This is a genomic window from Pseudoxanthomonas sp. G3 (assembly GCF_057654715.1).
In genome coordinates this window covers 3,717,697-3,739,013 of record NZ_CM172805.1, presented here as the reverse complement: position 1 = coordinate 3,739,013, position 21,317 = coordinate 3,717,697, and the positions used below count along the sequence as shown (strand labels likewise).

At 68.0% G+C, this 21,317-nt stretch carries 19 protein-coding genes and 2 pseudogenes; 13 read left to right on the top strand and 8 right to left on the bottom strand.

What is annotated here, in order from left to right:
• Positions 1 to 53 precede the first annotated feature (53 nt).
• Positions 54 to 1,088 (bottom strand): FecR family protein, encoded by a 1,035-nt coding sequence (locus tag AC23D6_RS17985; protein WP_487750568.1) that lies wholly within the window; start codon positions 1,086 to 1,088, stop codon positions 54 to 56.
• Complete coding sequence (locus tag AC23D6_RS17980; RefSeq protein ID WP_487750567.1) at positions 1,066 to 1,662, bottom strand: RNA polymerase sigma factor; 597 nt, start codon at positions 1,660 to 1,662, stop codon at positions 1,066 to 1,068. The genes AC23D6_RS17985 and AC23D6_RS17980 overlap by 23 nt, the downstream gene beginning before the upstream one ends.
• Between AC23D6_RS17980 and AC23D6_RS17975 the strand changes: the two are divergent.
• The 9 genes and pseudogenes from AC23D6_RS17975 to AC23D6_RS17935 form a co-directional block, all read left to right on the top strand.
• A pseudogene (locus tag AC23D6_RS17975) lies at positions 1,661 to 2,491 on the top strand (cyanophycinase); the annotation flags it as partial. The gene AC23D6_RS17980 and the pseudogene AC23D6_RS17975 overlap by 2 nt on opposite strands.
• Before the next feature lie 249 nt (positions 2,492 to 2,740).
• Positions 2,741 to 3,721, top strand: coding sequence for an isoaspartyl peptidase/L-asparaginase family protein (locus AC23D6_RS17970; RefSeq protein WP_487752675.1), 981 nt, complete (start codon positions 2,741 to 2,743; stop codon positions 3,719 to 3,721).
• Between the two features lie 376 nt (positions 3,722 to 4,097).
• Complete coding sequence (locus AC23D6_RS17965) at positions 4,098 to 5,735, top strand: prealbumin-like fold domain-containing protein (RefSeq protein WP_487750566.1); 1,638 nt, start codon at positions 4,098 to 4,100, stop codon at positions 5,733 to 5,735.
• 88 nt (positions 5,736 to 5,823) lie between these two features.
• Entirely contained in the window at positions 5,824 to 7,923 is a 2,100-nt protein-coding gene (locus AC23D6_RS17960; protein ID WP_487750565.1) for a gluconolaconase, read from the top strand.
• Positions 7,924 to 8,028: 105 nt separating this feature from the next.
• On the top strand, positions 8,029 to 8,454 hold the full coding sequence (locus tag AC23D6_RS17955) for a YciI family protein (RefSeq protein WP_487750564.1): 426 nt from the start codon (positions 8,029 to 8,031) through the stop codon (positions 8,452 to 8,454).
• Positions 8,455 to 8,462: 8 nt separating this feature from the next.
• A complete protein-coding gene (locus tag AC23D6_RS17950) occupies positions 8,463 to 8,870 on the top strand; it encodes a VOC family protein (protein WP_487750563.1) in 408 nt (135 codons plus the stop codon).
• A 211-nt stretch (positions 8,871 to 9,081) separates the two neighbouring features.
• Positions 9,082 to 9,615: a hypothetical protein gene (locus tag AC23D6_RS17945; protein ID WP_487750562.1), complete on the top strand. Its 534-nt coding sequence runs from the start codon at positions 9,082 to 9,084 to the stop codon at positions 9,613 to 9,615.
• Positions 9,616 to 9,638: 23 nt separating this feature from the next.
• Positions 9,639 to 10,994, top strand: coding sequence for a phospholipase effector Tle1 domain-containing protein (locus AC23D6_RS17940; protein WP_487750561.1), 1,356 nt, complete (start codon positions 9,639 to 9,641; stop codon positions 10,992 to 10,994).
• A 72-nt stretch (positions 10,995 to 11,066) separates the two neighbouring features.
• On the top strand, positions 11,067 to 13,001 hold the full coding sequence (locus tag AC23D6_RS17935) for an alpha/beta hydrolase family protein (protein WP_487750560.1): 1,935 nt from the start codon (positions 11,067 to 11,069) through the stop codon (positions 12,999 to 13,001).
• Positions 13,002 to 13,008: 7 nt separating this feature from the next.
• On the opposite strand, the gene AC23D6_RS17930 is transcribed toward AC23D6_RS17935, so the two are convergent.
• The 4 genes from AC23D6_RS17930 to AC23D6_RS17915 form a co-directional block, all read right to left on the bottom strand.
• Complete coding sequence (locus AC23D6_RS17930) at positions 13,009 to 13,383, bottom strand: YciI family protein (RefSeq protein WP_487750559.1); 375 nt, start codon at positions 13,381 to 13,383, stop codon at positions 13,009 to 13,011.
• Between the two features lie 89 nt (positions 13,384 to 13,472).
• Positions 13,473 to 13,721: a DUF3297 family protein gene (locus AC23D6_RS17925; RefSeq protein ID WP_487750558.1), complete on the bottom strand. Its 249-nt coding sequence runs from the start codon at positions 13,719 to 13,721 to the stop codon at positions 13,473 to 13,475.
• Positions 13,722 to 13,772: 51 nt separating this feature from the next.
• Positions 13,773 to 14,483 (bottom strand): DUF6445 family protein, encoded by a 711-nt coding sequence (locus AC23D6_RS17920; protein WP_487750557.1) that lies wholly within the window; start codon positions 14,481 to 14,483, stop codon positions 13,773 to 13,775.
• Positions 14,484 to 14,606: 123 nt separating this feature from the next.
• Positions 14,607 to 15,200, bottom strand: coding sequence for a fasciclin domain-containing protein (locus AC23D6_RS17915; RefSeq protein ID WP_487750556.1), 594 nt, complete (start codon positions 15,198 to 15,200; stop codon positions 14,607 to 14,609).
• Between the two features lie 134 nt (positions 15,201 to 15,334).
• Between AC23D6_RS17915 and AC23D6_RS17910 the strand changes: the two genes are divergently transcribed.
• From AC23D6_RS17910 to AC23D6_RS17900, 3 genes are all read left to right on the top strand, one after another.
• Positions 15,335 to 15,883 carry a DUF6630 family protein gene (locus AC23D6_RS17910; protein ID WP_487752674.1) on the top strand — a complete coding sequence of 183 codons (549 nt, stop codon included), beginning with the start codon at positions 15,335 to 15,337 and terminating at the stop codon, positions 15,881 to 15,883.
• Positions 15,884 to 15,946: 63 nt separating this feature from the next.
• Complete coding sequence (locus AC23D6_RS17905; protein ID WP_487750555.1) at positions 15,947 to 18,415, top strand: mechanosensitive ion channel family protein; 2,469 nt, start codon at positions 15,947 to 15,949, stop codon at positions 18,413 to 18,415.
• A 65-nt stretch (positions 18,416 to 18,480) separates the two neighbouring features.
• On the top strand, positions 18,481 to 18,894 hold the full coding sequence (locus AC23D6_RS17900; protein WP_487750554.1) for a VOC family protein: 414 nt from the start codon (positions 18,481 to 18,483) through the stop codon (positions 18,892 to 18,894).
• A gap of 34 nt (positions 18,895 to 18,928) precedes the next feature.
• On the opposite strand, the pseudogene motB reads toward AC23D6_RS17900, so the two are convergent.
• Together motB and motA are read right to left on the bottom strand one after the other, a co-directional pair.
• Positions 18,929 to 19,894, bottom strand: a pseudogene (motB, locus tag AC23D6_RS17895) (flagellar motor protein MotB); the annotation flags it as partial.
• A 9-nt stretch (positions 19,895 to 19,903) separates the two neighbouring features.
• On the bottom strand, positions 19,904 to 20,758 hold the full coding sequence (motA, locus tag AC23D6_RS17890; protein ID WP_487752673.1) for a flagellar motor stator protein MotA: 855 nt from the start codon (positions 20,756 to 20,758) through the stop codon (positions 19,904 to 19,906).
• A 163-nt stretch (positions 20,759 to 20,921) separates the two neighbouring features.
• On the opposite strand from motA, the gene AC23D6_RS17885 reads away from it, so the two are divergent.
• Positions 20,922 to 21,317, top strand: a complete 396-nt coding sequence (locus tag AC23D6_RS17885) for a BlaI/MecI/CopY family transcriptional regulator (protein ID WP_487750553.1) — start codon at positions 20,922 to 20,924, stop codon at positions 21,315 to 21,317.

The following is a 21,317-nucleotide window of genomic DNA, read 5'->3' as shown; positions in this document are numbered from 1 at the left end:
AGGACGAACGAGCCCGACAAATCCCCCCGTGACCTTCGTCGGTCGGGAGCGGGCTAGCGCGCGTGCAGCACGATGCGGTCTTCGTGCCGCTCGGCGCGCACGGGGAAACCCTGCTCGAGCAGGCGCACGAAGCCATCGGCATTGGACCAGCGGAAATTGCCGCCCACCCGCAGGTCGGCCACCACGGCATCGCCCAGCTCCAGCTTGCGCGTGTTGAAGCGGTTGAACTCGGCGGCCGCGTCGGCCAGCGAGGTGTCATCAAAGGTCAGGAAGCCGTCGCGCCACTCCAGGTAGCGCTCGGCGTCGGCCACCGGGACCGACTGCACCAGCACGCCGTGGCGCCCGGCCGTGGCCACGCTGCCGGCGGGCAGCAGGGCGACCGGCTGGGCGCGACCATCGGCGGCCAGTCCGCTGTCCAGGCGCACCTTGCCTTCGGTCACCACCACGCGGAGGTCATCGGGGTTGCGGCGCACGGAGAAGCGCGTGCCCACGGCGGCCACGCGCCGGCCCTGCGCTTCCACGACGAACGGACGGCGGGGGTCATGCGCCACATCGAAGAAGGCTTCGCCGCGTGCCAGCGCGATGCCTCGCTCGCCACGGCTGATCTGCACGTCCAGCTGGCTGTCGCTGCTGAGCGTGGCGGTGGAGCCGTCCGGCAGGGTGAACGTCTGCACCTCACCGACGGCGCTCACGTAGTGCGCTTCCTGGCGCCCGCTCAGCTGCCAGCCGCCCCAGGCAGCCGCACCCACCGCGCACAGGGCCACGGCGGCGGCGATGCCTTGCCGCCAGCGGAGGGGTGTGGCGGCCGTGCCGCGTGGCGCGAAGGCGATCCCGCGCAGATCGGGCAGAGGTCGCGTACCGGCGTCCGCACGCGGCGGGGGGCCGCCCGCGGGCAGGCCGGCGGCCAAGGCCTGCAGGCGTCCGGCTTCTGACCAGGCCGCTTCCAGTCGCAGGAAGGCGACCTTGTGGCGCGCGGACGCCGACAGCCACACGTCCAGTCGCTGCTGGTCGTGCGCGGTCCAGTCTCCTGCGTCGCGGCGGACCAGCCAGTCCGCGGCGTCCTGTTCAATCTGTCTGCTGTCGGTCATGTGCGTTGTCCTCGTCCATGACAAGACGGGCATTCCTTCGCCCGTCCGGCGCGTGCGCGTCGTCGCCGCCATAAAGATGGTCGGCGATCAAGCGCATCCCCTTGGCCAGATGTTTTTCCACGGTCTTCTCGCTGATGCCCAGGCGCGCGGCGACCGCCTTCTGCGGCAACTCCTCCACGCGCCGCAGCCACACGACTTCGCGGCAACGGTCGGGGAGCCGGTCCAGGGCCTCCACCACGCGCTTGAGCGCCTGGCGGGTCCCGGTCCACCGCTCGGGCGACACCTCGTCGATCAGGTAGACGTTCGAGGACTCGAAATCACCCACTGGCTCGATCGAGACCACCCGGCTGCGGCGCAGGCGGTCCGTCATCAGGTGGCGGGCGGTGGCGAACAGGAAGGCCTTGGGCGCGTCCGGGCGTAGCCGCCCCGCGGCTTCGTAGACGCGCGCATAGACTTCCTGGCGAAGGTCGTGCCACTCGTCGCGGTGCGGCCAGTGGCGTTGCAGGAACAGCGCCAGCGCACGTTCGTGGACGAGCACCTCGCGGACGAACCACGCGTCGAATTCGGTGGGCATGACCGCACTCTATCCGATCGGCCGAGCGTTCCGCATGGGGGAAAGCGTGCCCCGCTTCGTCACCACACGTCACCGGTGCGTGGCATCCTGCCGCGACCTTCGACGTGGAGTGCATGGCATGGTGTCTGTCCTTGGTGCGGTGCGGCGCAGTGCGCTCGGCATGTTGGTGCTCCTGCTGGCGCTGCCCGCGTTCGCGGCCAAGCCCGCCCATTACGTGCTCGGCGACGTCAACGCCAAGACGCCCGGCAAGGTCGAGCCGGGCCTGCTGCTGATGGGCGGCGGCGACCGCAACTTCGATGCCCTGCGCTGGTTCATGAAGAAGGCGGGCAACGGCCACATCGTCGTGCTGCGCGCCTCGCAGGCCGGCGAGATCGGCGAGGAGTTCTTCAACGAGGTCGGCGGCATCGCCTCGGTGGAAACCTACGTCTTCAGCGACCGCGAAAGCGCGAGCGACCCCGCCGTGCTGCGCAGCCTGAAGCGCGCCGACGGCATCTTCCTCGCCGGCGGCGACCAGTCGCGCTACGTGCGCTACTGGCGCGGCACGCCAGTGGGCGCGGCGCTGGACGCGCATGTGCGCGCCGGCAAGCCGCTGGGCGGCACCAGCGCCGGCCTGGCCATGCAGGGCGAGTATCTCTACGGCGCGATGGACGGCGGCAGCCAGATCAGTCCGCGTGCGCTGGCCGATCCGCTGGGCCCGGACAACACCATCGAGACCGGCTTCCTGCAGTTGGCGCTGCTCAAGGGCGTGCTCACCGATACGCACTTCAGCGAACGCAACCGGCTCGGCCGCCTGATCGCCTTCGTCGCCAAGGCCGAGTCGATGGCGGGCCGCCCGATCCTGGGTCTGGGCGTGGATGAAGATGCCGCCGTCGCGGTGGAAGGCGATGGCAGCGCGCGCGTGTACGCGACCGCGCCGGGCGCCGGCGCGACGGTGGTGAAGGGCGGCTTCGCACAGAAGCAGGTGGAAGACCAGGCGATGAACCTCGACCGCGTCGACACCGTGATCGCCGGTGTCGATTCCGTGCTGCACCTGCCGAGTGGACGCGTGGAAAAGCCCGCCGCCGAGCGGCAATACGCCGTGCGCAACGGCGTGCTGGTGGCGGTCGATGCGCCGGTGCTGGTAATCCATGGCGGCGCGGGCGTCGAGCGCGCCGGAATGACGCCGACCGACGAAGCCGCCGCGCGTGCCGCGCTGGAAGCGGCGCTGCGCGCCGGCCATGCGCAACTCACCGCGGGCAAGCCGGCACTAGACGCCGTGACCGCCGCCATCACCGTGCTGGAAGACGCGCCGCAGTTCAACGCGGGTCGTGGTGCGGTGTTCACCCACGACGGCAAGAACGAGCTCGATTCCTCGATCATGGACGGCGCCACCGGCAAGGCCGGTGCGGTCGCCGGCGTGCATCGGGTCAAGAACCCGATCACCCTCGCGCGCGCGGTGATGGACAAGTCGCGCCACGTGATGATGGTAGGCGGCGGTGCGGAGGCGTTCGCCAAGGAGCAGGGCATCGCCTTGGTCGATCCGTCTTACTTCCGTACCGAGAAGCGCTGGCAGCAACTGCAGAAAGCGTTGAAGGAAGAGGCGCAGGCGCAGGCCAGCCACACCCCGCTGGAACTGCCGGGCAAGGCCTACTTCGGCACGGTCGGCGCGCTGGCGCTGGACGCGAAGGGCTTGCTGGCTGCGGGCACGTCCACCGGCGGCATGGCCAACAAGCGCTACGGCCGCGTGGGCGATTCGCCCATCATCGGTGCCGGCACCTGGGCCGATGACCGCTGTGCGGTCTCGGGCACCGGCTGGGGCGAGTACTACATCCGTGCGGCGGCCGCGCACGAGATCTGCGCGCGCGTGCGCCTGGCCGGCGAGGGCTTGGTCCGCGCCGCGGACGGCGTGATCAACCGCGATATCCCCAAGGCCGGCGGCGACGGAGGTGCCATCGCCCTGGGCGCGGACGGCAGCATCGCGTTCCCGTTCAATACGGAAGGCATGTATCGCGGCTGGATCGGCAGCGACGGCGTGCCGCACGTGGCGATCTACAAGGAAGACGCGCTGCCCGCGCGTTGATCACCCCCCGTCGTGCTGGATTCGCCCTTCAGGCCGACCTCCACCGGCTGAGTACGTTAGCTTGGGGCAGGCCCTTTTGTTATGTGACGAACCTCTCACAACCGCGTTCTGTAAGCTAAGATACGGATCACATTAGCGTCGTGGGCAGGCCGGGTTTCCGGTGGCGTACGGGCTACAGGGGGTGTACCCGACCGTTCGCGGCACGTTGCCGCAGCGCTGCGGGTGCCAGCCAGGAAGGCATGTCTTTCCGGAAGGTCGTCAGGGGATCCGTTCGTCGATGTCGCGCCATGTCTTGGGTCTGCGCCTGCGAGGCGCTTCGTGTGTCTCTCCTTCTCTCGCCTCCCTCCGCCGCGCGGCCAAGCCGTCGCGGCGCCGGTTGTCGCGCCTGCTCGGACAGGCCGGACTGATCGTCGCGGGCATGTTCGCCGCCGGCTCGGCGCTGGCCCTGCTGACGGGCACCTGGACGACCAATGGCGCCAGTTCCGCCACCACGACGGTGAGCGGCATCACCGTGACGTGGACCGGCACCGCCAACCAGAACTACGCCAACGGCACGTTCAACGCCACGAACAACGGCTGGTGGACCGATCCCTACGGCGGCACGGTCAATGGCGGCGCCTCGCTGGTGATGCTGCACGACACCGGCACCCGTACCTACACCGCCACCTTCAGCAAGCCGGTCGACAACCCGGTGCTGCACATCGATCGGCTCGGCGGCGCGATCGGCAGCGACCCAAACAGCTCGCGCTGGACGCTGACCAGCTCCGCGTCGCAGGGCGGCACGGTCACCCTGAGCCGACTGAGCGGCAACACTCAGTTCGTCGTGCAGCCGGCGCAGAACCGGTTCTTCCGCCAACTGGGCGCGTTCACCGGCGATGCGTCGGCCGACTGCCTGACCGGTAATGCCGGCACGGTGGCGCGCGGCACGGCCTGTGGCTCGGTGCAGTTCAACGGCACGGGCATCACCAGCCTGACCTTCAGCATCGACCTGACCGGCCCGACCGGCGGCGATGAGTTGGAGATGCGCTGGAGTTTCGACGGCGCGAAGCTGATCGTGCGCAAGCAGACCGTCGGCGGCACCGGCACGTTCGGCATCACCGCCAGCGATGCGCTGACGCAGTCGTTCAACCTGACCACCACGGCAGCGAATACGCCGGCGGCGTCCAGCACGTACGCGATCACCAACCACGCCGCGCCGATCACGCTCACCGAATCCCAGGTGGCCGGCTATGTGCTGACCGGCGCCACCTGCACGGATCAGAGCGGCGCCACGGTGTCGGCCACGGTCAACGCCCCCACGCGCCAGGTCGTGATCCCGGCGGCGAACTACCGCGCGAACCAGACGCTGACCTGCACGCTGACCAACACGCGGCAATCGACGCTGGCACTCGCCAAGCGCTGGGTGAACGCCGCCGTCAACGACACCGCCGCGCTGTCGGCGACCGGCGGCACCAACGCCGCGAGTCTCGCCTCCACGGCCAACACCGCGTCCGAAACCGACACCGGTACGGCGGTCGTGGTGGCGGCGGGCAACGTCATCACCCTGGGCGAGACGTTGGGTGCGGGGAATGCGCGCATTTACAACGCCGGCGCCTGGAGCTGCACGGGCGGCAACCTCAGCGGCAACACGCTGACGCTGACCGCGGCGCACACCGGCTTGGACATCGTCTGCACGATCACCAACACCGCACGCCTGGTGGATCTGTCGATCAGCAAGACGACGGGTGCGGGACCGGCCGTGTCCGGCGATCTGCGCACGTTCACCGTGCAGGTGACCAACACGGGTCCCGAAGCCGCCGACGGCGCCGTCGTCGCTGACACGCCAGGCACGGGGCTCACCTGCCCACCGGCGGGCAACCCGATCACCTGCAGTGCGGGTGGCGGTGCGCAGTGCCCGACCACCGGCGTGCTGGCCAGCCTGGTGGGCAGCGGCGTGGCGATCCCCGCGCTGCCGTCCGGCGGCACGGTAACCTTCCTCGTGCCCTGCCGCGTGACCGCTAGCGGGCAGCCCTGAGGGCGGTCGGCCATCGCGCGGAGGGGATGCTTCCTTTCCCTGCGCGCAGTGACTATCGTGCGGCGATCTTCTTCGTCGCCCCGGTGCAATGAGCCGTCACGCATGGATGTGGGTCGTCGTCGTGTTGACGACCGTGGCGATCGCCGCAACCTTCCTTTTCACGCCGCGATTCCCGGTGCCCGTGCCCGATGCAGGCCCGCCGGTCACGCCGTTTGGTTGGACGGCGGAGCGGACACTCGCGGCCGGTGATGGGGTGCGCGGCGCGCGGGATGGAGCCGGCATGCAGGCGCGCTTCGACGATCCCTGGGGCATCGTCGTCATGGAGGACGGCACGCGGTATGTCGCCGACGCGGGCGACAGCAACCGCATCCGTCGCATCGCGCCCGACGGTACAGTCAGCACGTTGGCCGGTGGCACCGAGGGTTTCGCGGACGGTGCGGGCACGGCGGCCGCCTTCAACACGCCCTCCGCGATCGCGCGCGATCTCGACGACAACCTGTATGTGGCGGACACCGGCAATCACGCGATCCGCAGGATCACGCCGCAAGGCGTGGTGACCACTGTCGCCGGCACCGGCGAGGCGGGCTACCGCGACGGACCGGGCGCGCAGGCGCAGTTCAATGGACCCATCGGCGTGGCGGTGGATGGACGCGGGCGCATTCTGGTCGCGGACACCTACAACGACCGCATCCGGGTGATCGCGCGCGATGGCCAGGTGAGCACGCTGGCCGGTGGCGATGCGCCGGGTTTCCTTGACGGCACCGGTACGCAGGCGCGCTTCGATACACCGACCGCGGTAGCGGTGGATGCGACAGGCATCGTGTGGGTCGCCGACCTGCGCAACGACGCGATCCGCCGGATCGAACCGCAGGGTGGCGTCAGTACGCTGCCGCTGCAGCCGGATACAGCCACGATGGCCGGCCCGCGTCGGCCACTCAACCTGGCGCTGACCCATGACGGCCACCTCTATGTCGGCGAGCTGTACACCGGCCGGGTGATGCAGGTGATGCGCGACGGCCGCTGGCATGCACTGGCGGGCCATCTCCCGGGTCAGCGCCTCTCCCGCGCGGCGGGGCTGGCGGTGGATGCCGCAGGCCGAGTGCATTTCACCGACGCCGGCAGTCACCGCGTGCATCGGCTCGCGCCGCTGGCGGCGGGCGCGGCACCGACCCCGTCGCCCGTGGGGCCCTCGCCGGACGATCCCTTGCCGGACACGGCGGGCCGCTGGCCGCTCGCCCCGCAGGACGGCTGGCATGAAGTGGTCGGCACGCTCGGCGAAGTGCGGGGCGATTACGAAGGCGAGAGTCGGCATCACTTGCACGGTGGCCTCGACATCCGTGGCGACGTCGGCGCGACCGTGCTCGCGATCGCCAACGGCAAGGTCAGCAGTCCGTCGGCCGCGTGGGGATTCGATGGCTTGGGCGAAGGACTGGGCGTGGGCGCGCTGGACTACATCCACATGAAGGTGGGGCGCACGCCGCGCGGCGATCTGCTCGACCCAACACGCTTCCATTTGCTGCATGACCTCAGCGGCGCACCGAGCCGCATCCGCGTGCGTCGCGGCACGAGGTTCGCGGTGGGCGATGCCTTGGGCACGGTAAACCGCATGGCCCATGTGCACCTGTCGATCGGTCCGTCCGGTTACGAGCGCAACGCCATCGGCTTGGGCTTCACTGGCTTCACCGACGCCTACGCGCCCCGTATCGACCAGGTGGCGCTGTTCGACACGCTGGACCAACCCATCGACACGAAGCAGGACGGTCGCATCGTCGTGCCGCGCGGGTTGCAGGGCGTGCGCATCGTCGTGGACGCCTGGGACCAGGTGGACCGCAACCTGCCGCGCCGTCGCCTGGGCCTGTATGCGCTGGGCTACCAACTGCTGCATGACGACGGCACGCCGCTCGCGGGCTACGAAACGCCACGCATGAACATCGACTTCCAGCGCCTGCCGTCCGACGACGCGGTGCAGGTGGCTTATGCGCCGGGCAGCGGTATCACCGTGCACGGCAGCGCGGTCACCCGGTTCCTCTACAGCGTCACCAACACGGTGCGCGATGGCGTTTGGGCCGAAGGTGCGTGGCAGGCGGACGCGCTGCCGCCGGGCGACTACGTGTTGCGTATCACCGCCCGCGACCACAGCGGCAACGAGGCGCAGGCCCGGCGCGATCTGAAGCTGCGCCTGCCCTAGGTCGGCGCCGACATTTTTTCTCGGCGCCGTGTCGATCGCCGCCGCGCCCGTTCGTCGTATCCACAAGAGCGGCCGGATGGTCCGGCCCGGAAACAGGAGAACGCCGTGAAAGTGATGGTCATCGTGAAAGCCAGTCCCGAGTCCGAAGCGGGCGAGATGCCGAGCACCGAACTGCTGGCCGAGATGGGCAAGTTCAACGAAGCGCTGGTCAAGGCCGGCGTCATGCTGGCCGGCGAGGGCCTGCACCCGACCTCGCGCGGCGCGCGCGTGCGTTTCGACGGGCGCGAGCGCACGGTCATCGACGGGCCTTTCGGCGAGACGAAGGAGCTCATCGCCGGCTTCTGGCTCTGGCAGGTCCGGAATCTCGACGAAGCGATCGAATGGATCAAGCGCGCACCGTTCGACGGCGGCGCGGAGATCGAGCTGCGGCCGGTGTTCGAAGCCGACGACTTCGGCGAGGCGCTGACGCCCGAACTGCGCGAGCAGGAAGCGCGTCTGGCGGCCGACCTCCATGCCCGCGCCCAACAGTGAGCCACGCCATGAGCACGCAGATCTTCGTCAACTTGCCGGTGCGCGACCTGGACAAGGCCAAGGCCTTCTTCAATGCGTTGGGCTATTCGGTGAATCCGCAGTTCACCGATGCCAATGCCGCCTGCCTCGTCATCAGCGACACGATCTACGTGATGCTGCTGGTGGAGCCGTTCTTCCAGGGCTTCACCCGCAAGCCGCTCTGCGACGCCCGCACGCATACCGAAGTGCTGCTCTGCCTGTCGGTCGAAAGCCGCAGCGATGTGGATGCGATGATCGCCAAGGCACTGGCGGCGGGCGGTCGCGAGCCGATGGAGGCCAAGGACTACGGCTTCATGTACCAACGTGGTTTCGAGGATCTCGACGGCCATCTGTGGGAAGTTGTGCACATGGATGAAGACGCGATGCCGGCGGAGTGAGGTACATGAATGTACGCGCCGAACATGGGGCGCTTCAAATGTGAAAGCTTGCGTGCGTGCGGCTTCTGTCGTACAGAAGACGTCACGCAAGAAGCGATAGGTATATCCGATGCAGGGCTGGAGGCCATCACCTCTTCGATGTTTACCGCGCCACGCATGCTCGCTGGCGCTGGTCTCGGCGATGATCTTTTCAACCGCAGGATGCCACGGCATGGCGAGGATGCAGGAATCAGGTAGCGAGAAGACCGTCGGCAAGATCGACAGCACAGTCGCCGACTGGCCATTGACGTTCGTCAGGCACAACTTCGGAGCCACGAGTTATTCGACCTATGGCTGCAAGGTGGTCTACAACGGATTCCTACACCTGTCCGACGAAGAGGATGTGTTGCAGATCTCCTCGGCAAGCGCGCATCCTGACGCGCTCAAGAAGTTGTCCGCCGGCTACCTGAGCGTCAGGAATTTCCCGGGACCGGCCAAGGTGACGTGGCGATCCGCAGACGGTGCTGCTCACCAGGCAGAAGTGGATATAGGCGAGATATTCAAGGACCAGAAGGTCCTGCATAACGTGCCGAAGGAAGAGGTGCTGGGGGATCTCGGCAATCCCGACATCCTTCTGGAAGTGAACGACAGAACCATCAATGTCTACATGCGGGCATTCGTGCCCACGCGGGAACTGCAGATCCCGGGCAACAAATACAGTAGGTTTCGCGATGACCTGATCCTGGCGTGGAGCAAGACTTACTGACACCTTCATCCAAGGAGAGGAAGATGGGAGGAGAACAACATCCGGATGGTGTCGGCACGATACCGGCGACAGAAGCCGACTTGGCGAGCTTTCCCGAAGCCAGCAGGCAGCTGGCGGGTTTTTCCGCCCCGGTACTGCACGACGGCAACCGGTCGAACGACCGGCTGTTCGTTGCGTCCTTCGATGGCACCGGCAACAGCATGCTCACGGATGCGCCGGAGAACCATACCAATGTGGCCTTCATCTATGCGCATGTGAAGGCGCTTGAGCGGCGTGCCTTGGAGGACCACGGAAGCAGCACGATCGCGGGCGGATACGTGGAAGGCCCTGGCACACAGGGAGGTTGGCGAGGCGGCGTCGACTTGGCCACCGGCGGCACCTACGAATCCCGCATGGAGGAAATGTACCTGCAGTTCATCAAGCAGGCCTCGACGTGGCTGCGCGACGATTCCGACGCCAACATCCGTATCGCCGCCATCGGCTTCAGTCGAGGCGCCGAGCAGGCCGCGGGCTTCACCCGGTTGATCGAAGAACGTGGCATCCAGGATCCTGCAGGCATGAATGTGGTGCGTGACAGGAACGGATTCATCGAGCGGCTTGAGTTCACCCGACCGCCCCTGCGCGAACCCGGCACCGTCATCCAGGCCGTCGGCCTGTTCGATCCGGTGGGCACCGGCGAGCCGCGGAACCATGATCGCCGCTTGCCTCCGTCGGTCGTATCGGGGTTCCAGATCACGGCCGACGACGAGCGGCGCAACCTGTTCCAGTCCACCCGCGTTCTCGATCCCGGCGTCACCGACGGGGGCCGCTTCCTCAACGTCACCGTCGCGGGCGCGCATAGCGACATCGGCGGCAGCTATACGCTGGATGGCCTGTCGATCCGCAGCGGCAACCTGATGATCGACTACCTCAACGCGCTGAGCGATCCGCCCTTCCTGCAGAAGCGGGAAGAGCCCACCGACCCCGCGCGCAACGTCATCCACCGTTCCGAAGACCATCAGTTCTTCTACCGCACCTCCGTGTACGACAAGGAAGGCATCCGCGGGAGGCAGGAAGCACTCGCGCCATCGAACCTGTGCAGGATCGACTGCCTCGACGCCCAGCCGCGTAACGCCGCGATGGCGGAAGAACTGCGGTGGCGTCCGGTGGAGATCGGGCCGACGCCGGTGGCGGCATCACCAACCAGTATGGTCGAACAGTTGTTGCAGGCGGCGAAGCAGGGCGATGGCGCGGCCATCGACCGGATCGGGCGCGAGCACCTGCATGGCGCGCAGGGGCAGGCCTGGCTGCAGGCCGGGCAGCAGCGCCTGCAGGAGGCTCAGCCCGTCGTGCACGCACCCGTTGAGCCCCAGCGCGAGCCTGCCGCGCTCGCGCGCTGAGCCGCGCTTGTAGCCTCCCACACGCCTGCGGTTTAATCCGCGCCGGGGACAACGATGCCACGGGAGGCATCCATGGGGTGGGGGACAAGGAGTGTGGGCATCCTGCTGGGATGCCTGATCGCGCCGTGGGCGCAGGCGCAGGTCGACCTGGAGCCGTTCCTGAAGCAGGACGTGCTGGAAACCCTGAAGATCTCGCCCACCGGCGAGTACTACGCGCTGACCGTGCCGATGGAGGACCAGACGATCCTGGCCGTGCAGCGGCGCAGCGACCGCCAGATCACCGCCAAGATCAGCGCCGGGCGCGACAGCGTCATCGACGATGTGTGGTGGGTGAGCGACGAGCGTGTGGTCGTCTCGGTGGCGAAGAAATTCGGCTCGCGCGACCAGCCTTACGCCACCGGCGAGTTGTATGCCACGAATGTCGACGGTTCGATCCGTCGGCAGATCTTCGGCCGCTACGGCCTGGACGGCACCGATCTGCAACCGCGCGCCGCCGAACTGGTCGATCCGATGCCGAACGATCCGCGCAAGGTGCTGATCAGCATGTATGCGCTGGATACGTCGATGCCGAATACCCGACTGATGGCCCTGGACGCCTACAACGGCAGCCTCGATACGCTGGCCACCGCGCCCGTGCGCCGCGCGGATTTCACCGTGGATGCGACCGGCGAGGTCCGTTTCGCGCGTGGTGCGAGCGAGGACAATGCCAGCAAGCTCTACCACCGCGCCAACAGCGACGCGCCCTGGGCGCTGATCAACGACGAAAACATGTCGCGGCGCGTCGAGGTGCCGCTGGGCTTCGCGGCCGACGGGCGCACCGCCTACCTGCAGGTCGAGCAGCGCGAAGGGCCGGACGCGATCATGGCGCTGGATACGGTCACCGGAGAGCGTAAGCAGGTGCTGCGCGACGCCGTAGTCGATCCCTACCGGATCATCCGCGCGCCCGGAGAACGCACGCCGGTGGGCAGCTTCTTCATGCACGACAAGTTGCGCACCCGGTTCTTCGACGACAGTTCCGACACGGCACGCCTGTACCGCAAGCTGGAACGCGCGTTTCCGGCCCACTCCGTCCTGATCACGTCCGGGACGCGCGATGGCAAGCTCAAGATCGTCCACATCTGGAACGACACCAGTCCCGGCGATTTCTACCTCTTCAATACCGAAACGAATGCCGCCGACCTGATCTTCAGCCGCCGCAAGTGGCTGGATCCGGCAACGCTCGCGCCCAGCGAATCGGTGTCGCTGAAGGCACGCGACGGTCTGTCGTTGCACGGGTACCTGACGCGCCCGCGCGGCAGCCAGGGTCCGCTGCCGCTGGTGGTGATGCCGCACGGTGGGCCGATCGGCATTTTCGACCGCTGGGAGATCGATGACGAGGCGCAGATGCTCGCGCGCGCCGGCTATGCGGTACTGCGTCTGAACTTCCGCGGCTCGGGCAACTACGGGCGCGCGCACATGCAGGCGGGCGCGCGCGAGTGGGGCGGCGCCATGCAGGACGACTTGACCGACGCCACCCGCTGGGCGATCGAGCAGAAGGTCGCCGACCCGCAGCGCATCTGCCTGTACGGTGCCAGCTACGGCGGCTATGCCGCGCTGATGGGCGTGGCCAAGGAACCGGACATGTACCGCTGCGCCGCAGGTTACGTGGGTGTTTACGACTTGGAGCTGATGCACCGGCAGAAGTCGCGCAACGCCAAGTGGCTCGGCAACTACATGAACGACTGGGTGGGCGATGACCGCACCGCCCTGGCCGATATCTCACCCACCTCGTTGGCGTCCAGGATCCGTGTGCCGGTCTTCCTGGCCGCGGGCGGCAAGGACGAAATCGCCCCTCAGGTGCAGACCGAGCGGATGGAGAAGGCGCTGAAGGCGGCGGGCGTGCCGGTGGAGACGCTGTACGTGCGTACCGAGGGCCACGGCTTCTATGCCGAGGACAACCGGCGCACCTACTACACGCAGCTGCTGGGCTTCCTCTCGCGCCATCTTGGCGGCGCGAAGGCGAAGTAGAACGGGATCAGGCGCCGACGCGCCTGCGCACCTCATCGAAATCGCGCACCGGCCGCACCTCGATGCTGCCGGTGCCGATCCACGGGAATCCCTGCGCGATCTTCACCGCCTCCTCGAGGCTGTCGGCTTCGATCAGGTTGTAGCCGCCCAGGATTTCCTTGGTCTCGGCGAACGGACCGTCGACGACACTGGTCTTGCCGTTGCGCACGCGGACCGTGCGTGCGGTGCTGCCGTGTTCGAGTTGCTGCGATTCGATCAGCGTGCCGCCGGCCTTGAGCTCATCGGCGTGGGTGATGCAGCCGTGCATCATCCGGTCGAACTCGCCTTCGGGCAGCGCCTCGAGCAGCGAGTCGTCGGTATAGACCATCAGCAGGAACTTCATGCGCCCTCCCGGCGTGCCATGCAGGCCGGGATTGTGCCACGGAGACATGGTGGCCGACGTTGCCGCCGCGTGGCATGCCGCTATTGCGGTTACTCGGTGGCGGGCGAGCGGAACCAGGCTTCCACGGTGCCCTTGACCTTCATCGTCATCGGGTTGCCGCGGCGGTCCTTCGACTTGCCCACCGGCACGCGCACCCAGCCTTCGCTGATGCAGTATTCCTCGACGTTGTCGCGCTCGATGCCGTTGAAGCGGATGCCCACGCCACGGTCCATCGCCTCGGCGTTGTGGAACGGACTGCGCGGGTCGGAGGAGAGGCGGTCGGGCGGGGTGTCGGACATGGCGGTGCGTCGTGCGTGCTTCGGGAGCGCAAGAATACCCGAAGCGCGGGACTACCACGGCACGCGCGGGCGGCTGCACGTGAAGGCGGCCGTCAGGCTCAGCCGGCCGTGGCGCGGGTCGGCGTCCAGACGCGCCGGATCGCGGATCGCGGGTGCGTGGAAGGCGGCGCCGTCGTAGAAGATCAGGCGGTTCCAGCGCGCCGGCACCGAGAGGGCAGGAGCGAAGCAGGGATGGCTTTGCTGCGGGTAGCCGGCGCGCACGCCGTGGCGGTGCGAGAACGCGTCGGGCGCGAGCGCTTCGGCATCGTGCTCGAGTTGTTCGATCTGCTGCGACGACACGCGCGGCAGGAAGAACTGCGTGCCGCCCAGCGACGGATCCTGGAAGAGCAACAGCTCGGCCAGCACGACCCGTTGATCCGGATCGAACGCGCGCACGCGGCGTGGGCTCCAGTGCGCCGGGGCCAGCCGCTGCGGCGGCGAGGTGATCAGCGACAGGCGACTGGCAGCGAAGAGCACGCGTCGTGCGCCGAGGGCGTGCCGCGCGTATTCGCGGAAGACCTCGCCCAGCAGGTGAGTGAACTCTTCCGGCATGCGCAGATGCAAACCGGGAAAGAGGTCCGCCGGCGCCTGCTGGAAGTCTTCGCGATAGGCATGCGCGAAGGCGGGCAGACGTTCCGGGCCTAACAGCGCATCGTCCACCACGATGCACGCGTGTCCGTCGCCGATGGCGATTGCCTGTACCTGGGGACGCGGATTGAACATGCGCCGGCTCCCGGCAGGCCGGCCCGCGCCGGCGGCACTACCTTAGACCTTCCGGTCGCGAGCGACAAAAGAACGCCCGGGCGGCCCACCACGACCGCCCGGGCGTGTGCTGCCGTCGAGGAATTACGGCATCAGCACCTTGTCGACCACATGGATCACGCCATTGCTGGCCTTCAAGTCGGCCGTCGTGACCTTCGCAACGTTGCCCTTCGCGTCGGTGAGGGTCACGCCACCGTCGGCGAGGCTGGCTTTCAGTTCGCCGCCCTGCACGGTCTTCAGCGTGGCCGTGCCGCCGCCGGCTTCGATCTGCGAGGCAAGCGTGGCCGCGTCGACATTGCCGGCAACGACGTGGTACGTCAGCACGGCGGTGAGGTCGCCCTTGCTTTCCGGCTTCAACAGCGTATCCACCGTGCCTGCCGGCAGCGCACTGAAGGCCGCGTTGGTCGGCGCGAACACCGTGAACGGGCCTGCACCCTTCAGCGTGTCGACCAAGCCGGCTGCCTGCACCGCGCTCACCAGCGTGGTGTGGTCGGGCGAACCGATGGCGGTATCCACGATGTCCTTCGCCACGGCAGGCTCGGCGGCCGCAGGCGCTGGATCCGCGGCTTCCGGAACGGGCGCAGGTGCCGCGCCGGCTTCGGCATCGGCAGTCTTGGGGGAACAGGCGGCCGCGGCGAACACCGACAGCAGCGCGACGGACAGGAATGTGCGGTTCATCGAAATCTCCTAAGGGGTGGGTGGAGCGTTGCGGTTGCGTGCGCGCTTACGCGGCGTGCATCTGCCCGGATGCATCACATGGCCTTAATATTCAGCCAGCCTCGACATGCGCCTTCGCTGGAGCCGCCATGCACCTGCCCGACCACGAATTCGACCCCGACGACAACTTCCGCCATGCCTTCGACGACGAAGACGACATGGACCTGGACGACACCGAAGCGCTGGTATGGAATCTGCTGGTCCTCATCAACCCCGGCGACGAGGAAACCGCGTTGCGCCAGTTCGCGGCGTATCGCGACGCCACCGGCGAGGCCGGTGCCGAGCCGGACCAAGTGCTGTGGGCGGTGAAGGATGCGATCGACTGGACGTCCGGGTTCTACGTGGATTGGAAGGACGCAGCGTCCTTCATCGATTGCGTCAACCAGTTGGCCGCGCGCTACGCCATCGAGATCGACTGGGGCGGCGATACCAGCGATGAGGATTTCATGGACGCGGCCGAGGTGCCGGTATTGATGGCGACCGCGTACGACCGGCTGCGCGAGCACGGCTACACCCTGTGGAACTGGAACACCGGCAGCGACGCCTACGCCGGCTGGATGGCGCTGCGCCGCGACGACGAGGGCATGCAGCAGCTGGCCGCGGTGATGGGCGTGGAGATCCGGCCGGGCAGCGACGCGTTCTGAGGCATCCGCCCTAACGGGCTCGCGCTAGACTCGGCGCATCCCGTGGCATCGAGGTTCAACCCCATGCGTGTGCTGCCGGTCCTGCTCGCCTGCCTGCTGCCCTTCGCCGCGCTCGTTGCACACGCGCAGGACGCGACGACCTTGCTGTCCCCGGCGAGGCCGAAGGCGCCGGAAGCCATTGCGCTGGCCGACATCCCCGCCCGCGCCGATGCGGATGAACGTTACGCGGAAGAAGTCTCGTTGCGCGCAGGACGCGCGGATCCGCTGGGCCGGCTGGTGCCGCGGCTGGCCGCCATCGAGCAGTCGGTAGCGAAGAAGAGCGGCCTGTTCGCCTATGGTGAACTGCGTAACCTTCCCGTGATGCGCTTGGAGAGCATGGAGCGCCACTGGAAGTTCGACGCGCGCCAGTACGCGCGCTGGCGCGTCGACATGCAGGGGCTGATCGCGCCCTACGCACAGGATGCCGCCCAGATCGCGCTGCGCCGCGCCGAGTGGGAGCTGACCCGGCAGGGCATGGCGGCCGACAGCACGCCGGCTGCCTTGCGTTCGCGCGTGGAGGCAGTCGCCGCCCGCCTGCAGCAGGCCGAACAGGCGCTGTCGTCGCCGCTGGCGGAGCAGATCGGCCTGGGGCGGCGTGCCAATCTGCTCGCCGCGCGCATCCAGGCGGGCCAGCAGGCCGTGGAGGACGCGATCGCCTATACGGACCGGCGGCTTTTCCGGATGGATGCGCCGCCGCTGTGGCAGGTGAGGGATACCGGCACGCTGCGACGGGACGTGGCCGCCAGCTTGAATCGCGAGGTCAAGTCGGAAAACAGTTTCGTGGTCCAGTACACGTCGGCCGACGTCGGCAACCAGCGTCTGCTGCACGTGTTGCAGCTGCTCCTGCTGCCGTTCCTGCTGTGGGTGGCGTGGCGGCACCGCCGGCGCAGCCTCGATCCCGCCGTGCCCGTGGCGACCGATGCCGAGACACGGGTGATCCGGCGCCCGTTCTCCACGTGGGTGCTGTTGTCGATGATCGGCGTACTGGTGTTCGAACCGAATGCGCCGATATTCCTGCACCAGCTCGCGATGCTGTTGGCGCTGGTGCCGGTGCTGCGCCTGATGCCGCAACACGGGCGCCGCCTGCTGGGCCCGTGGCCCTACCTCGCGACCGCGTTCTACCTGCTGCAGCACTTGGCCGTGCTGCTGGTGGCCAGCGACTACCTCTACCGCCTGTACTACCTCGCGCTCGCCTCGCTGGCACTGGTGTCGACCGGCTGGTTGCTGTGGCGCTCGCGCGGCGAGCGTTTCGCCGGCGCGACCGGCACTGCCGGTCGCGTGGTGCACGGCCTCGCCTGGGTCGCCGTCGCGCTGTTGCTGGTCTCGATCGTGGCCAACATGCTGGGCAACGTGTCGCTGGCCGAGATGCTGACCGCCGGCATCATCGAGAGCGGGTACTTCGCCCTGGTGCTGTACGCGGCGGTCACGGTGCTGGAGGCTCTGCTGCGGCGGCTGGGCGCACGTCCGGAAGTGCGGCGACTGTGGCTGATGCGGCGCCATGCCGGCAACCTGCTCGATACGCTCGCACGATGGGCGCGGGTGGCGGCGGTGATCGGATGGACCGTCTACACCATGACGCGCTTCCGCGTCTTCCGGCCCGTGTACGACGTGACGAAGGCGATCATCACGCACCGGTTCGAATACGGCGAGTTGTCGATCAGCCTGGGCCACGTCCTGGTGTTCTGCATCGGCGTCGTGCTGGCGGTCTGGGTGGCGCGCACGCTGCGCGCGCTGCTGCGCGAAGAGGTGTTGCCGCGCATGTCGCTGCCGCGCGGGGTGGACAACAGCGTCGCGTCGCTGAGTTACTACGTGTTGCTGCTGGTCGGCCTGCTGGCGGCGCTGTCGGCGGCAGGCTTCAAGATCGGGCAGTTGACCTTCATGTTCGGTGCGCTCGGCGTGGGTATCGGGCTGGGGCTGCAGGATGTGGTGAAGAACTTCGTCTCTGGCCTGATCCTGATGTTCGAGCGCCCCGTGAAGCCAGGCGATGCGGTGGACATCAGCGGCACGACCGGGCGCGTGCGCGCCATCGGCATGCGCGCCACGACGGTGCGTACCTTCGAAGGCGCCGACGTGGTGGTGCCCAACGGCATGCTGCTGTCGGAGAAGGTGACCAACTGGACGCTGGTGGACCAGAACCGCCGCATCGACGTGGACCTCGGCGTGGCCTACGGATCCGACGTGACGCGGGTGATGCAGCTGCTGCAGGAGACCACGCGTGCCACGCCCGGCATCGCCGACGACCCCGCCCCCGCTGTGCTGTTCACCGGCTTCGGCGCCAGTTCGCTGGACTTCGCCATCCGCGCCTGGAGCCGTCGCTACGACGACTGGTCTGCCGTCCGCAGCGACCTGATGACGCGGCTGCACGCGGCGCTCGACGCGGCGGGCATCGTCATCCCGTTCCCGCAGCAGGACGTCCACCTGCGTTCGCTGTCCGAGGACCTGCTGCGCTCGCTGGCGTCGCGTCCGTCCCCCGGGGATACGGCGCCCACATGACGGCGACCGGGTGTCGATCCGGGCGCTCGTCGCGCGTCGCAGGGGAAAGACCGGGAGCGCCACCGATGACACACCCTTTCCATGTGCAGCGTATCGACCACCTCGTGCTTCGCGTGCGCGACCTGTCCCGCAGCATCGCGTTTTACGGCGACGTGCTGGGCTGCGAAGTGGTACGGCAGCGCGAGCATCTCGGGCTGGCGCATCTGCGCGCCGGCGCCTCCATGATCGATCTGGTCGCCGTCGACGGCACGCTGGGTGCGCGCGGTGGCGCCGCGGCCGGTCGCGAAGGGCGGAACCTCGATCATCTCTGCCTGCGCATCGCGCCCTTCGACGAAGCGGCACTGCGCACCCATCTTGCGCGCTTCGGCCTGGCGCCCGCGCCAGCGGAGAACAACTTCGGCGCGGAAGGCGACGGGCCGTCGCTCTACTTCGACGATCCGGACGGCAACACGATCGAACTCAAGGGTCCTGCTCTATAGCGGGCAGGCCTCAGGGGGCCGCGGTGTCCCGTGCCGTGGCCTGCCCCAGCGCCGCGGTCGCCTGCACCGGCGCGTCGGGCATGGCGGTGTCGGCATCCGGCTTGGGGGCGCCGGGGGCGAGTGGCCGGCCTTCGCCCTGCATGGCTTCCTCGGCGGCTTTGGTCATCACCACGATACTGATGCGGCGATTGATGGGGTTCTGCGGGTTCTGCTTGTCGAACAGCACCGACGAGGAAAGCCCCACCACGCGCGAGACCTTGTCCTCGTGCATGCCGCCGGCCACCAGCGCACGACGCGCGGCGTTGGCGCGCCCGGCACTCAGTTCCCAGTTGGTGTAATCGCGGCTGGCGGCGTATTGCGTGGTGTCCGTGTGGCCGGTGATGCTGATGTGGTTGGGCACCTGGTTGATGAAGCCGGCCAGCTCGGCCAGGATCGCCTGCGTGTAGGGCTTCAGCACCGTGCCACCGAGGTCGAACATCGGCCGGTTCTGCTGATCGACGATCTGGATGCGCAGCCCTTCCGGCGTGAGGTCGAGCAGCAGCTGGTCCTTGAACGGCTCCAGCGCCTGGCTCTTGCCGATGGCTTCCTGCAGCGCCTGCATCAGCGTCTCGAGGCGCTGCTTCTCCTGCGCCTTCTGCTGTTCCTCGGATACTTCATTCCCGTCGCCGGGAGGCTTGGTGAACGGGTCGTTGCTGTCGCCTTTCGGCACGTCCATGGTGCCGCCGAGCTTGATCATCGACGTGCTCGCGCCGCCCGGACCTGCAGGACCGGGCGCCGGCGAGAAACTCTTGCCGCTCAGCGGGCTGGGATTGCGGAAATATTCCGAGATCGCCGCGCGCTCCTTGTTGGTGGTGGCGCCCATCAGCCACATCACCAGGAAGAACGCCATCATCGCGGTCACGAAGTCCGCGTAGGCGACCTTCCACGAGCCGCCATGATGGCCGCCGCCGGCGACCTTCTTGACCCGGCGGACGATGATGGTGGGGCGCTGCTCGCTCATCGCCGTGGCTCACTTGTTGGCCTTCAGGTGTGCCTCGAATTCCGCGAACGGCGGGCGCACGTCGGAGGGCAGCGTCTTGCGGGCGAACTCCAGCGCCACCGCCGGGTTGTAGCCGCGCAGGCAGGCCAGCAGGGCGGTTTTCACCGATTCGTACATGCGGCTGTCCTGTTCCACTTGCGCTTCGATGGCGGCCGCCAGCGGCGAGACGAAGCCGTAGGCCAGCAGGATGCCGAGGAAGGTGCCGACCAGCGCGGCGGCGACGTGCGCGCCGACCGCGGCGATATCGCCGCCGATCGAGCCCATGGTCACGATGATGCCGAGCACGGCCGCCACGATGCCGAAGCCCGGCAGGCCGTCGGACACTTTCTGCAGCGCATGCGCCGGCGCCATCGCTTCGTGGTGGTGCTTCTCCAGTTCCAGCTCGAGCAATGGTTCCAGTTCGTGCGGTTCGATGTTGCTGCCCACCATCAGACGCAGGCACTCGGTGAGGAAATCGAGCAGGTGGTGGTCGGCGAGGATCTTGGGGTACTTCTGGAACAGCGGGCTGTTGGTCGGGTTCTCGATGTGCTCTTCCAGCGACATGAAGCCATCGCGGCGCGCCTTGTTGAGCATTTCGTGGATCAGCGTGAGCACGTCGAGGTAGTCGGACGACTTGTACTTCGCGCCCTTGAACACGGACAGCGTCGCCGAAATCGTGCCCTTGACCACCTTGGTCGGGTTGCTGGCCATGAACGCGCCCAGGGCCGCGCCACCGATGATGACCAGCTCGAACGGCTGCCACAGGGCGCCGAGCTTGCCGTGCGAGCCCAGGTAGCCGCCGATCACGCTCAGGGTGACGATGATGAAGCCGACGATGATGAGCATGGCGACGCGGGCGCAGGGTGGGGTCACCCAAGGATCGGCTCGGCGGGCCGTTTCTTGAGCCCCGACCGTTCGTCGGCCGGTCCCGGGGAATGACCTTCGGCAGGGTTGACTACAATTGTCGTCACGGGCATGTTGACGACAACTGTAGTCATGAGGCGATCCCATGCCCGGCAAGGCCCGCAAGTCCATTGGCGACCAGGAGCTGGCGCTGCTGCAACACCTGTCCGAACACGGCGAGGCCAGCGTCGGCGAAGTCGCCGCGGCGTTCGGCGAGGCGCGCGGTCTGGCCCGTTCCACCGTGCTGACGATGATGGAGCGGCTGCGCGCCAAGGCCTACCTGAGGCGGCGGCAGGTGGAGGGCGTCTACCGCTACGCCCCGGTGGCCCAGCACGACGATGTGATGCGCAGCGCGGTGGGCAGCTTCGTCGAGAAGACCCTGCAGGGCTCGCTGTCGCCGTTCGTGGCGTGGATGTCGCAACGCTCCGAGGTCAGTGACGACGAGCTCGCCGAGCTGGAAGCGCTGGTCGCCAACCTGCAGTCCAAGCGTAAGGAGGGCTGA